This window comes from Pseudomonas sp. VE 267-6A, assembly GCF_024126555.1.
GTDB lineage: Bacteria > Pseudomonadota > Gammaproteobacteria > Pseudomonadales > Pseudomonadaceae > Aquipseudomonas > Aquipseudomonas palmensis.
This window is the reverse complement of sequence record NZ_JAMYBY010000016.1, coordinates 48,930-63,170: the sequence shown is the minus strand read 5'-3', so window position 1 is coordinate 63,170 and position 14,241 is coordinate 48,930. Positions and strand designations below refer to the sequence as shown.

General features: G+C 62.8%; 7 protein-coding genes and 1 pseudogene. 6 read left to right on the top strand and 2 right to left on the bottom strand.

The genetic code is table 11. The features are described from left to right. Window positions 1-7 precede the first annotated feature (7 nt). On the top strand, window positions 8-4,771 hold the full coding sequence (locus NJH59_RS18935) for a DUF6543 domain-containing protein (protein WP_253087172.1): 4,764 nt from the start codon (window positions 8-10) through the stop codon (window positions 4,769-4,771). Between the two features lie 54 nt (window positions 4,772-4,825). On the opposite strand, the gene NJH59_RS18930 is transcribed toward NJH59_RS18935, so the two are convergent. Then, window positions 4,826-6,409: a peptide chain release factor 3 gene (locus NJH59_RS18930; protein ID WP_043862501.1), complete on the bottom strand. Its 1,584-nt coding sequence runs from the start codon at window positions 6,407-6,409 to the stop codon at window positions 4,826-4,828. Window positions 6,410-6,751: 342 nt separating this feature from the next. Here NJH59_RS18930 and NJH59_RS18925 point away from each other — a divergent pair, with 342 nt between their 5' ends. Genes NJH59_RS18925 through NJH59_RS18910 form a run of 4 tightly spaced genes read left to right on the top strand, consistent with a single transcriptional unit; the run spans window position 6,752 to window position 10,189 of the window. After that, window positions 6,752-7,465, top strand: coding sequence for an ABC transporter permease (locus NJH59_RS18925; protein WP_054916398.1), 714 nt, complete (start codon window positions 6,752-6,754; stop codon window positions 7,463-7,465). A 14-nt stretch (window positions 7,466-7,479) separates the two neighbouring features. Next, window positions 7,480-8,388, top strand: a complete 909-nt coding sequence (locus tag NJH59_RS18920; RefSeq protein ID WP_253087171.1) for a glycine betaine ABC transporter substrate-binding protein — start codon at window positions 7,480-7,482, stop codon at window positions 8,386-8,388. After that, window positions 8,385-9,038, top strand: coding sequence for an ABC transporter permease (locus NJH59_RS18915; RefSeq protein WP_043862504.1), 654 nt, complete (start codon window positions 8,385-8,387; stop codon window positions 9,036-9,038). The genes NJH59_RS18920 and NJH59_RS18915 overlap by 4 nt, the downstream gene beginning before the upstream one ends. Next, on the top strand, window positions 9,035-10,189 hold the full coding sequence (locus NJH59_RS18910; RefSeq protein ID WP_043862505.1) for a betaine/proline/choline family ABC transporter ATP-binding protein: 1,155 nt from the start codon (window positions 9,035-9,037) through the stop codon (window positions 10,187-10,189). The genes NJH59_RS18915 and NJH59_RS18910 overlap by 4 nt, the downstream gene beginning before the upstream one ends. Window positions 10,190-10,282: 93 nt before the next feature. Here NJH59_RS18910 and NJH59_RS18905 read toward each other — a convergent pair. Beyond that, a pseudogene (locus NJH59_RS18905) lies at window positions 10,283-12,046 on the bottom strand (TonB-dependent receptor family protein); the annotation flags it as partial. A 46-nt stretch (window positions 12,047-12,092) separates the two neighbouring features. On the opposite strand from NJH59_RS18905, the gene NJH59_RS18900 reads away from it, so the two are divergent. Beyond that, window positions 12,093-13,766, top strand: a complete 1,674-nt coding sequence (locus tag NJH59_RS18900) for a recombinase family protein (RefSeq protein WP_253087170.1) — start codon at window positions 12,093-12,095, stop codon at window positions 13,764-13,766. The last annotated feature ends 475 nt before the right edge of the window (window positions 13,767-14,241 follow it).

The following is a 14,241-nucleotide window of genomic DNA, read 5'->3' as shown; positions in this document are numbered from 1 at the left end:
ACACACCATGCCCTTGAAGACCCTGCCGTACTTTCACCGCGTTGCGCTGCGCCAGCGCTTTGCCGATCACCTGGCACAGGCCCGAGACAGCCTCGATGACGAGGAGCATCGTTGGCTGCAAGGCTGGCTGCAGGCGCCAGGGTCCGACGCGCCGCGAATCGACCGCCTGAGCGCGATCACCGCCAGCGCCCACGCCAGCGAACTGACCGCCAGCCTGCTGCTGAGCCGCAGCACGCACCCCCGTGTTTTTTTCTACCACCCGTTGCTGGGGCTGCTGCGCTTCGAAGACCGTACCCAGCTCAAGCACCACCTCGTTGAACTGCTGAGCAGCGGCCACCCGCACGTACTGCTGCACTACATCGCCCCCAGGGATCGCCTGCTGGCAGGCCAGGGCGGCATCGTGGATGTTCAGGTCGAACGGCTGGAGGACGAGGTGTTCGAGTACCTGATGCTGGTCATCGCCGCTCGCCAGGGCCAGGCGCTGGGCGAGTTGCAGCAGCAGGTACTGGGCCAGCCGCCAGCCGACTCGTTGTGGGAGCAGGCCCTGGCCACCACCACCGCTACCGCTGCAGCGGCGCCGCAGCGCCTGGCGGCGGCACGCGACGGCCAACGGCAACTGCACCGGTACTGGCATACCGCCAAGGCCGGCAGCGAAACGCCGGCCCGGCAACTGGCCCGCCTGATGGGCGCGCGCGTGCGCGAGGCGATCACGCGCCAGGCCTGGGCCGGCGCCCTTGCCGAAACCGACCATGCAGCGCTGCTGCAATGGCTGGACACCGAGGCCCTCTCGCCCCTGCAGGCGTTCAGCCTCAACGTCACCACCGCGCAAGGCCACAGCCAACTGCTGGAGGGCGTGCTCGCGCTCGACACCCGTGCCGGCCCGGTGTTCACCTGGTGTGCTGCACGCGGGCTGGAGCGCCATGCCAGCAAGCGGGCGTTGTTATCGTCGCTGACCGACCCCCGGTTGCGCGACAGCTGGCGCCCGGTGGTCAGCCCATCGCGGCAGAGCCAACTGGGCGCCTTGCGCATCAGGGCCCTGCACCTGCAACCGCTGGCCGCCCCTGCACTGGACAGCTGGGTTGGCCAGGTGCTGAGCGCCCAGCAACAGGACATCGAAACACAACTGCGCCCTGACAGCGGCCACGACGGTTATCAGGCATGCCGCCAGGCGCTGGACCTCGACAGCCGACTGGCCGGCGAACTCGCGCGCCTGGGCACCTCGCCCCACGCCCACGACAGCCCGGCCACCCTGGCCCGGCTGCAAGCGTCGGCACAGGCAGCCGGCGCTGACCTGGAGGAACTGAACCGGCTGGTGAGCGCACTGACCGGCCACGCGCAGGCACTGTTCGAAGAGGTGCCAGGCCTGGAGGCGGTGACTGCGGCAGGGCTCGACCAGGCCCTTGCCGCAGTGCTGGACAAGGGCCCGCCAGTGACCCAGGTACGCCTGGGCCAGCCCGACGCCGGGCGCACCTGGCTGAGCCTGGCCGAACTGGTGTGGCAGCGGCTCGGCGGTATCGGTACCTCGCTGGATGAACGCTGGCTGGTCAGCGGCCCGGTGGTGGCCGAACAGCCTGTGGCCTTGCCTGCGCTCGACCTGGCGCTGACCCGACAGGCTGTCGCACAGGTCGCTGATGCCACCGGCAGCCAACTGGCGAGCGCCCTGACGCAGTATCAAGCGCAGCGACGCACGTACCTCAAGCACCTGTGGCAAGTGGCCCTGACCCTCGAATACCGTCTGCTCGACCACGACAGCCTGCTGCCAGCCCCGGCACGCGCGCTGATTCACGCCGCCCTGTTTCCGGCGCCCTCGCCGGCAGCGCCGGCCTGGGCCTGGCAACTGGCCCTGGACCAGGCGCCCAGCAGCGAGGCCCTGCTGCTGACCCGCCAGCCGCTCGAGGCACAGCCCGATCTGTGGCTGCTGTGGACCCTCGACCAGGGCTTTGCCGCATTCACCTCGCGCCTTGCGCTGGAGCAGGCCGTCGCAGCGCGCTACCCCGCCGCGCAACGCTTTCAATGGCTGGCGCTGGCAGGCGCGCCTGCGCACCACCTGCAGAGCTGGCAGGCCGAACACGACGTGGCCGCAACGCGGCGCGCCTTCGACCGGCTCACCCGGCGCGGCCTGCCTGGCGCGCACCTGCCCGACCTGCTGCGCAGCACGCTCGACACGCCTGGCACGCTGCGCTACCTGCAGCGTCTGCAGCGCCTGGCCAGTGCCCGGCGCCTGCGTGGCCATCTGCCTGACTGGCTGGCGCAGGCCGCCCCCACCGAACAGTACGGCTACCTGCAGGTTCTGGGGCGCAACCTGCTGCAAAGCCCGTCACCACAGGACTACCTGTTCGACATCCCGGCGGTGACCGACTATGCCCGCCAACGGGTTCAGGCCCGCCTGGACCAGGACTTCGCGGCCGGCCGCTACCCTGCCGACCAGCTGTTGATCACCACCACGCGCTGGGTCACCGCGTTGCCGCCCACCGGTGAGGTCCCCACAGGCGAAGCGGCCGCCAGCATCCAGCATCGCCAGACGCTGGTCGACTACGCGCTCAACCATTACCGCGACTGGGACCACGCCATCACCGCAATCACGCTCGAGGGCGACATGACCGTGCCTGCGCGCATCGATGCCGCCTACCTGCGGGCGCTGGTGCGCGAACTGGACCTGGGTCAAGGCTATCGCCAGCTGCTGGCCGAGCAACTGGACCGCAACCATGCGAGCTACCCCAGGCGCCTGCGGCTGTTCTGCCGGCAATTGCCGGGGCAACTGCTGGAGGCGGCGTGGCGCGCCCGGCTCCAGGGGCAACTGGGCGCAGCCGACGTCGAGTGCATCCGCGCCGTCGTCGAGCAGCCCGACGCCACCGCCCGTGACCAGCTGCCAGCCCCCGCCGCACAACTGGTGCCCCTGGAACTGATCGCCGACAGCGGCCTGCCCCCCGATACCGTGCCCGGGGTGTACCTGTTCATGTACGCCAGCCCCGCGCCCGGCCCCGTGGTGATGTACACGCCGTACCATGCTGGCGGTCTGTTCCAGGCCTTCAGCAGTTCGGCCGACCTGCTGCAGCAGCTTCGCAGCGTGCCGGCCCTGCAGGCCCGGATACTGGCCTGCATGCCCGACACGATGCGCCCGCGCTACGACCACGGTGGGTTCACCGAGGCCCACCTGCCCTACAGCGCCGAATTCGATTTCGAGCTGCCGCTGTATGCCCAGCAGCCGGTGACCCTGGCCTGGCGCCCGGTGCATGGCAACGCCCTGCAGTACCTGTTCGAGACCAATGCAGCGTTGCTGCAGGGCATGGCCCATACGCAACTGGTGAGTACCGCCGAAGCCCGCTGGGCCACCCTGAAAGAGGTACTCGGGCTGCTCTGGAGCCAACTGACCCTGTTCATCCCCGGCCGCATCGGCCTGCTGCTGGCCGCGTGGCAGGGCGAACTGTCGCTGCTGCAATTGGCCGAGCGCCCCTCGGGCGACTGGGCGCAGGCCTTGTCGGAACTGACCTGCACCCTGGTGCAGGGCCTGCTGGCCGGGCATGGCGTGCGCGAACAGGGCCCTGGCGCGCTGCCGGCCGACGAAGGCGAATTCTGGCGGCGCCTGGGGCAGGCGTCGCACCAGCGGCTGTCCGCCTACGAAGTGCCGCAGCAGTCCCTCGATGGCCTGGCCAGCCGCGAGCAGATCTATACCGACGTCGATGGCCAGACGCAGTTCGCCTGCCTGGAGGGCAAGGTGTACGGCGTTCGCCAGCTGGACCAGCGCTGGCACCTGAGTGCGCCGGACATCGACGAACCAGGGCCACGCCTGCTCAGCGAAGGCAACGGCCGCTGGCAGATCGACCCGCAGCAGGCCATACCCGTGCTAAGTGGTGGCATCATCGGCAGGCTGGGCGGGTGGGCCTCGCGTCAGGTGATGGCCGGCAACGATATCGTCATCCGGGCCGTGGGCATGCGCCAGATCCAGCGACTCATGCCGGCCCGCGCGCGCATGCTGCGCCAGGCTCACCGCACGGCGCTCGACTACCTGGGCATCTGCCTGGACAACCTGCAGCAGGCCAGCCCGGTGCAACGCATGCCTGCACAGACCCGCACGATCCTCAGCGATTTCTTCGGCGTCGAACCCGACGAAGCCCTGCTGCAGCGCGTACGCGAACCGGTGGAAAAACTCTTCGAACTGATGACCTCGCAGGACTATTCGGTCGCCACGTCCAGGCGCTACATCCTGGCCAGCAATATCGGCAACTACACCGGCATCGCCTTCACCTCGCCCCATGACCCGCTCCGGCAACTGTTTCTGCTGGACGCCTATTTCGACGTCAGCTACCTGGGCAGGCTCCAGCTCAGGCCCGAGCTGTCCTGGCAGGAAGCCGATGCCATTGCGCGTGCCAACTGCCTGCTGCACGAGTTCTCGCATATCGCCTATGACACACGCGACATGCGCTACCTGGATGCCTCGCTGGCATTTGCCGACCTGCTCATGCCCGGCGAGCAGCAGGATTGGCTCAGGCGCCAGCACGACGAGGCGTTCTCTCACCGTTCACCGGCCCGGCGCCTGTTCGTGGTGCGCTCACGCGACGGTACCCGACGCGACATCACCCGCGACGACAACAAGGGCCTGAGCCTGATCCTCAAGATCGCCGACACCCGTGACCTGGCGGTCGCGCGCCAGCGCTTTCTGGACGATGCGGTGGTGCGCTCGCGAATCATGCTCAAGAACGCCGACTCGCTGACCCTGCTGGTCTACCGCCTGGGCCAGGCAAGCCATCGCCCACCGGCGGCGGGGGGCTGAAACGAAAACGCCCGCGCAGCCAGGGGGCTGCGCGGGCGTGGGGTGTGCGAAAACTCAGTGGTGTTCGCGGGTGGCGCGGAATTTCACGTCCGGCCAGCGTTCTTCCATCAGCGCCAGGTTGACCCGGGTCGGCGCCAGGTAGGTCAGGTGACCGCCACCGTCGATGGCCAGGTTTTCCACGGCCTTGTTGCTGAATTCCTCGAGTTTCTTCTTGTCGTCGCAGCTGATCCAGCGCGCCGACCACACGGTGATCGGCTCGTAGCCGCACTCGACCTTGTACTCTTCCTTCAGGCGGCTGGCGACCACGTCGAACTGCAGCACACCCACGGCGCCGAGGATGATGTCGTTGCTGCGCTCGGGGAAGAACACCTGGGTGGCGCCCTCTTCGGCCAGTTGCTGCAGGCCCTGGCGCAGCTGCTTGGACTTGAGCGGGTCCTTCAGGCGCACGCGGCGGAACAGCTCAGGGGCGAAGTGCGGGATACCGGTGAAGCCCAGGCTCTCGCCCTCGGTGAAGGTGTCGCCGATCTGGATGGTGCCGTGGTTGTGCAGGCCGATGATGTCGCCGGCGAACGCCTCTTCGAGCTGCTCGCGCTCGGACGAGAAGAACGTCAGTGCGTCGCCGATGCGCAGGTCCTTGCCGGTGCGCACGTGGCGCATCTTCATGCCCTTCTCGTACTTGCCCGAGCAGATGCGCATGAACGCGATGCGGTCGCGGTGCTTGGGGTCCATGTTCGCCTGGATCTTGAACACGAAGCCGCTGAACTTCTCTTCGGTCGGCTCCACGGTGCGCTCATGGGCCACACGTGGCAGCGGACGTGGCGCCCAGTCGACCACCGCGTCGAGCACATGATCGACACCGAAGTTGCCCAGCGCGGTACCGAAGAACACCGGGGTCAGCTGGCCGTTGATGAACTCGTCCTGGTCGAACTCATGGCAGGCGCCCTGCACCAGTTCCAGTTGCTCGATGAAGCGCTCGTACTCGTCACCCAGGTGGGCGCGGGCTTCGTCCGAGTCGAGCTTCTCGATGATCTTCACCTCGGTACGCTCGTGGCCGTGGCCCGGGGTGTACACGATGATGTAGTCACCGGCCAGGTGGTACACGCCCTTGAAGTCGCGGTAGCAGCCGATCGGCCAGGTGATCGGCGCGGCCTTGATCTTGAGAACCGCCTCGATCTCGTCGAGCAGCTCGATCGGGTCGCGGATATCGCGGTCGAGTTTGTTGATGAAGCTGACGATGGGCGTGTCACGCAGACGGCACACGTCCATCAGGGCGATGGTACGTGGCTCTACGCCCTTGCCGCCGTCGAGCACCATCAGCGCCGAGTCCACTGCGGTCAGGGTGCGGTAGGTGTCTTCGGAGAAGTCTTCGTGGCCGGGGGTATCGAGCAGGTTGACCATATGGTCGCGATACGGGAACTGCATCACCGAGGTGGTGATGGAGATGCCGCGCTGCTTTTCCATTTCCATCCAGTCGGAGGTGGCATGGCGGTCGGACTTTCGCGATTTCACCGTACCGGCGACGGCAATCGCCTTGCCCATCAGCAGCAGCTTCTCGGTGATGGTGGTCTTACCCGCATCGGGGTGGGAAATGATGGCGAAGGTGCGGCGTTTCGCGACTTCGGCGGCCTGGTTGGTCATGGGAAATCGCCTGACTGGAGATTCAAAAAAGGGCGGCGATTATAGCCCAAACTCACCCCCTAACTGAACCACTGGGTCGATCTGCGCTGGCCAAATGCCGCTTCGGATGGGAACCTTTGCAACTGCGGAGACGTCCACTGCCCTGTTACGAGATGTTACGTATACGGTTTTCAACCGTTCGTCAGGGTGGGTTTCATCGGCAACATGCGCCTGACGAGGCTGCGCTCATGGCGTGTTCCGCTCTACCGGAGCGACCCGCTGCTTATCGCGATCACACTGCCTGCTGCCTGGACCGGCAGCCGCCACGGGAGTGTGCCCGCCGACAAAAAAAGGAGTCCGCCTGTGGCTAAACGCTATGGCAAGGGGCTGATGGGATGGGCCGCCGCGCTCGTCATCCTGGCCCTGCTGATCCACTGGATCGGCATCGATACGATCGCGCACTACCGCGCCGATCTGTGGTTCTACCTGCAAGCGCACCTGATGCTGGTGGCGTGCTCGATGGTGGCGGCGCTGGCCGTGGGTATCCCCGCCGGCATTGCCTTGAGTCGACCGCACCGGGTCGACCGCGCCGAACGCTTCATGCAGATCTTCAACATTGGCAACACCGTTCCCCCCCTGGCCGTTCTGGCCATCGCCCTGAGCTTTCTGGGCATCGGCGCAGGCCCGGCAATCTTCGCGCTGTTCCTCGCCTCCCTGCTGCCCATCGTGCGCAACACCTACGAAGGCCTGAAAAACGTCCCCGCCTCGCTCAAGGAAGCCGCCACCGGCATCGGCATGACCCCGCGTCAGACGCTGTGGCGGGTCGAGCTGCCCAATGCGGTACCGATCATCGTCGGCGGCGTTCGAGTGGCACTGGCAATCAACGTGGGTACCGCGCCGCTGTCGTTCCTGATCGGCGCCAACAGCCTGGGCAGCCTGATCTTCCCCGGCATCGCCCTTAACAACCAGCCGCAACTGTTGCTGGGCGCCGCCACCACGGCCTTGCTCGCCCTGCTGCTCGATGCGCTGGTCAGCCAATGCAGTCGCCGCTGGCTCGAACGCGGCCTGGCCAACTAAGCGAAGGAACCCCCATGAAAAGAATCGCCTTGTTGCTGGGCGCGGCCCTGCTGTTCGCAGGATTCGCCCAGGCCGCCGACAAACCCCTGATCCGCCTCGGCGCGCGGGTGTTCACCGAACAGACCGTGCTGGCCGAAATCACCGCGCAGTACCTGCGCAGCCACGGCTTCGACGTGCGCATCACCGGCGGCCTGGGCAGCACCCTGGCGCGCAGCGCGCAGGAAAGCGGCCAGCTGGACATGGTGTGGGAATACACCGGCGTGTCGCTGGTGTCCTACAACCATATCGACGAACGCATGGACAGCGCCGAGGCCACCTACGCCCGGGTCAAGCAGCTGGACGCGAAAAAGGGCCTGGTGTGGCTGGCACCCTCGAGGTTCAGCAACACCTATGCCCTGGCGCTGCCGCGCAACATCGCCGAGCAGTACCCGCAGGTCAACAGCATCAGCCAGCTCAATCAGGTGCTGCGCGACGAGCCCGACCGCAGCCATGTACTGGCGCTGGACACCGAGTTCGCCAACCGCCCCGACGGCCTGGTGGGCCTGACCCAGACCTACGACCTGCAGTTCACCCGCCGCGACATCCGCCAGATGGACGCCGGGCTGGTGTACACCGCGCTGCGCAACGGCCAGGTGTTCAGCGGGCTGGTGTACACCACCGACGGGCGCCTGAGCGCCTTCGACCTCAAGCTGCTGGACGACGACCTGCATTACTTCCCCGACTACACCGCCGCCCCGGTGGTGCGCCAGGCCGTGCTCGACGCCCATCCGCAACTGGCCGGGCTGCTCAAGCCGCTGGCCGAGCAACTGGATGACGAGACCATGCGCCAGCTCAATGCCAAGGTGGACGTCGAGCACCAGAGCCCGAGCAAAGTCGCCGCCGCCTACCTGCGCCAGCATCCACCTGCCGAGGAGCAACCATGAGTCTGCTTGATACCTTCGCCCACCTGGACTGGGCCCAGGTGCTGCAACTGACCTGGGAGCACATCACCCTGGTCGGCATCGCGGTCACCCTGGCCATTCTGATCGGCGTACCGCTGGGCATCCTGATGACCCGCTTTCCGGTGCTTGCCGGGCCTCTGCAGGCCAGCGCCACGGTGCTGCTGACCGTGCCGTCGATCGCCCTGTTCGGCCTGCTGCTGCCGTTCTATTCCAAGTTCGGCCAGGGCCTGGGCCCGCTGCCGGCGATCACCGCGGTGTTTCTGTACTCACTGCTGCCGATTCTGCGCAACACCTACCTGGCGCTGACCAACGTCGAGCCCGGCATACGCGAAGCCGCCCGCGGCATCGGCATGACCTTCGGCCAGCGCCTGCGCATGGTCGAGTTGCCGATTGCGGTGCCGGTGATTCTGGCCGGTGTACGCACCGCCGTGGTGATGAACATCGGCGTGATGACCATTGCCGCGACCATCGGTGCCGGTGGCCTTGGCGTACTTATCCTGACCTCCATCAGCCGCAGCGACATGTCGATGCTGCTGGTCGGCGCCGTGCTGGTGAGCCTGCTGGCCATCTTCGCCGACCTGCTGCTGCAAGCCCTGCAACGCTCGCTGACTCCAAAAGGACTGCTCAAATGATCGAACTTCAGAACCTGTGCAAGACCTTCCACAGCAACGGCAAGGACGTAAAGGCCGTCGACTCGGTAAGCCTGACGGTCAACGAAGGCGAGATCTGCGTGTTCCTCGGCCCGTCCGGGTGCGGCAAGAGCACCACCCTCAAGATGATCAACCGCCTGATCGCGCCCACCTCGGGCAAGGTGCTGATCAATGGCGAAGACACCACCGACCTGGACGCGGTGACGCTGCGTCGCACCATCGGCTATGTGATCCAGCAGATCGGCCTGTTCCCCAACATGACCATCGAGGAGAACATCACCGTGGTGCCGCGCCTGCTGGGTTGGGACAAGCACAAGTGCCACGAGCGGGCCCGCGAGCTGATGAGCATGATCAAGCTCGAGCCAAAGCAGTACCTGCACCGCTACCCGCGTGAACTGTCCGGTGGCCAGCAGCAGCGTATCGGCGTGATCCGCGCGCTGGCGGCGGATGCGCCGCTGCTGCTGATGGACGAGCCGTTCGGTGCGGTCGACCCGATCAACCGCGAGATGATCCAGAACGAATTCTTCGAAATGCAGCGTGCACTGAACAAGACCGTGATCATGGTCAGCCACGACATCGACGAGGCGATCAAGCTGGGCGACAAGATCGCCATCTTCCGCGCCGGCAAGCTGATCCAGATCGACCACCCCGACACCTTGCTGGCGCACCCGGCAGATGACTTCGTGAGCAACTTCGTGGGCCAGGACAGCACCCTCAAGCGCCTGCTGCTGGTGCGTGCCGAGGATGCGGCGGACAACGCGCCATCGGTGAGCCCCGAGACGTCGGTGGCCGATGCGCTGGAGCTGATGGACGAACATGACCGTCGCTACGTGGTGGTCACCGATGGCCAGAACAAGGCGATGGGCTATGTGCGCCGGCGCGACCTGCACCGTCAGCAGGGCACCTGCGCGGACTTCCTGCGCACGTTCAACGCCACCGCCGCGCACGACGAGCACCTGCGCATCCTGCTGTCACGCATGTACGAGTTCAACCGTTCGTGGTTGCCGGTGCTGGATGCCGAGAACGTGTTCCTGGGCGAGGTCACCCAGGAATCGATTGCCGCGTACCTGAGTTCGGGGCGTTCGCGGGGCATGAAGACCAGCATCGTGTCGCCGGCCGAAACGGTGGCCTGAATAGCTCCACCGCGATCTACTGCCGAACAGACAAGGCTGACAACGCCGGTCCGGCAGGCCATGGCCTGTGTGATCGGCGTAGCGAAGGCGTTGTCAGAACCCTACACTGGCCTGCACATAGAACGTGCGCGGCTCGCCCAGGTAGATCCCCGAATTGTTGTCGCTGGAACGGGTGAAGAACTGCTTGTCGAAGATGTTCTTCACCCCCGCCGCCAGCTTCAGGTTCGACAGCTGCGCACCAAAGTCATACCCGCCCCGCGCACTCCAGGTCACATACCCCGGAATGTCGCCATACTGCCCATCAGCCGTCGGTTCGGTGATGTAGTCGCCGGTGAAGGCACCTTTGCTGGTCATGCCGGTACCCGGAGCACGCTGTTTGGATTGCGCATAGGCGTCCACATTCCAGGTCCAGCGGTCCACCTGGTAACGCAGCCCGGCATTGGCGATCTGGCGTGAGTAGAACGGCAGGTCGCGCCCTTCGAAGCCCGGGATCGCCCCTTCATAGGTGGCGCGGGTGTAGGTGAAGCCGGCGTTCGCACTCAAGCCCTGCAGACGCGGGTCCAGCCCTGCCAGGTCGTAGTGCATCGAGGCCTCGATGCCCTGGTGCTTGGTCGCGCCCAGGTTGGTCCAGCCCACGTCGTTGCTGATGTACTGCAGCTCGTCATCGAAGTCGATGTAGAACGCGGTCAGCTCGCCGCCCCAGTTGCCGTTGTCATAGCGCGTGCCGATCTCGTAGGTCTTGGCCTTCTCGGCCTGCAAACCGTTGGCGGTCTGGTCGCCCTGCCCGCCCTGGCCCAGCTGGAAGTACTGCAGGCTGCCGAACGAGGTCTCGTAGTTGGCGAACAGCTTCCACGCATCGGACAGGTGATACATCACGCTCAATGCCGGCAGCGGTTCGTTGCTGGTCACGCTGCGGCTCTTGGCCACCACCGGCTTGTTGCCCAGGCCCATGACCGGGCGATCGTTCCAGTCGGTGTTGATGTGCTCGAAACGCACGCCGGGGGTGATGGTCCAGTTGCCCACGTCGATCTTGTTGTCGATGTAGTAGGCGCTGGCCTCGGTGCCGCCGGTACGGTCCTGGTACACGTGGCCGTCGGATTCCGGGGTCACGGTGGGCACGTTGTCGATCAGCGCCAGGCGCGTGGCCTGCTCGTGCATGGCTTCCTTGAGGTAGCGATAACCGACGCTGACCTCCTGGGTGGCCGGGCCGGTGACGAACACCCGCGACAGGCGCGGCTCGACGGCAAAGGTGTGGTAGCTGCGCGGGTACGACGACAGCGTCTGCTGGTCGCGCGCGGCAATGCTGCTGCCACGGAAGCTGTCGGTGTAGTAGGTCTGCACCTCGAACTGGGTCACGTCGTCGATCTGGCGCAGGTACTTGAGCGAGACATCCTTGCGCCGACCGGTGAAGTTGTCGTGGTCGCGGTCGGACTGGTAGGGGTTCTTGTCGAACTGGGCCTGGGTCAGGCCGCCGGGCATGTCGGCCTTGCCATCGTAGTAATGGAAGTTCAGCGACAGCTCGTCACGGTCGGTCAGCGCCCAGTGGGTCTTGAACAGCACGTCGTCGATGTCGTTGCTGTTGTTGCTGCTGCGGTAGCCATTGCCCTTGACCCCGGAGTACAGCAACGCCGCACCCAGGCCATTGTCGGCGGTGCCGCCAAGGAAGGCCGACTCGATGTGCTTCCAGCCGCCATGACGCGAGGTCTGGATCGTGGTGCCCAGCTCGCCGGTGGCCTTCTCGGGGATGGCTCGGGTGACGAAGTTGATCACCCCGCCGACGTTCTGCGGCCCATAGCGCACCGAGCCTGCGCCGCGCACCACGTCGATGCTGTCCAGGTTGCCCGAGGACCACGGTAAGCTATTTTCTAATAAAATGAACCAGAACTTACTCGGAGCCGATTCAATGCCCAAGGCATACGCATACGTCAGATGGTCAACCGCCTCGCAGGGCGAGGAAGGCCGAGACAGCCACGACCGTCAGACCACCCCACTCCAAGCATTTACAGAAGCCACAGGCGTGCCCGTGGTCGAAACCGTCATCGACAAGGGGATCAGTGCATTCCGTGGTGCAAACGCCCGGATCGGCCAGTTAAAAGGGTTATTGGACAGGATAGAGAGTGGAGAAATTGAGCATGGCGACTACATCATTGTCGAATCAATCGACCGACTAACCCGACAGAAGCTCACCGATTCCGTTGACCTTATCCAGTCAATTCTCAAAAAAGGCGTGCGACTACACACCGTTTTCGACAACAAGACATATTCCTACGACGATCCAAGCCGAGACCTCGAAACCTTGATCCTTGTAGGTGTAATCGCCAAGCGGGCACACGAAGAAAGCGAGACCAAGAGCAAACGCCTGAAATCCGTGTGGGTAAAGAAGCGAGATACAGCCGAAACCAGCGTTATAGGTAAACGATGCCCCTACGGTTTTCGCTTTGATGAGCAAAGCCAATCTTTTGTCATTGTTGAAGATGAAGCCCAAGAAATTCGGCATCTTTTCGACCTGCTTAAACACGTTGGAGCTTTGGAAAGCATTAAACGAGTAAATAAATACTCGAAACGTCGTTGGACCAGAACTTCAGTACGGGAACTTATTAACAGCAGAAGCCCCATTGGCGTCCTACGCTTGCAACGTCGCAACGAGAACGGCACCAAAGCCTTTGATCGTTATATCCCCGACTATTTTCCGAAAATCATTGACGAAATCGAGTTTGACACCGCCGTATCCGCGATGAAAAACCGATTAAACGGGCGAAAATTCGGACGCAGAACACCCCACCATTACAATATTTTCCGGCATTGCATTCAATGCGAAGAGCATAAATGCGGCATGATTTTCAATCTCCAAATATTAGGAACAGAGAAAAAACGTTATGCCTATCTTGTTTGTTCCAACAGAGCCGAGCGAGTATGCGAATGTAACAATCGAATTAGATTTGAGCTTGTTTTCGGCACATTCCTCGCTTTCGTGAAACAGTTGTCGGAAAATCGCTACATAGACGAAAGGACAGACAAGAAGCGAAAAGACTTCACTTGGTTCAGCCAAGACCAATACAAGCAAATGGACACCGTAAACGACGCATTCAGCCGTTTCTTTTCCGTTCGTGATACTTCGGCACCAAAAGAAGAAATACGAGCCAAGAAAGCCAAGCTAACAACCGAAAAAACCACATTGGATATGTTAGAGGCTTCGCTAGCTCAGTTTGACGGAATAATTCCAAATACATTTATCAGGCGTGTGGCCGATAGCGAAGCACGGATCACAGCGTTAGAAAGCGAGATCCAAAAACTTGAAGGCACATTAGCAATCGAAGCGGAAACGCTCGAAATCACTACCTACGAAGACATAATAGCCCTTTACGAAACAGAAGAAGGCCGATTGAAGCTCAATACATTTTTCATCACACGAGGGATCACCTTCGACATTAAAATTGACAAAGAAACAAATCTCGTCGGCATGGACATTCGTATAAAAGGTGAAAAATACTTCAACCTTTATACCCATCAATTCTTCAAACAAAAAGCTCCACTAACACCATTTGGAATACCAGACCTTTCCCACATCATAAAATAAACGCAAGCCCCTCTAATAAACCGAAAATTGGAGGGGTTACACATTAAAAAACCAAGGCGTTACACGTTAAAAACCCGAACAAAAACAAAAGGCACTATGCTCTTAACCACCAGAATAGCTTTTGACCTTTTCTAAACCACCATATTTTTACAAATCGTCTCGCGTAATGCACGCCCCTGCACACGCCTCATGTGTACGCACGCACCCGCACACCTCTTCAGTTATCAATATACAGAAACCATATAGATTAGATAACTATAATAAAGATTACTATACCGCACGCACGTACCCAACCAACACCACCATACAAAACCACCTACATCATCATGCTTGATATAAATTCTTTATGTGGTTAAATATATGTATATAGTGCAATTTTTAAAAGAAGCCCTTTAAAGCATACCTGCTATGTTAACCATCCCACTTTTGCTACGCAAAAGATGTGACGGTTAACGCAGGTGCCTTGTCGGCAGGA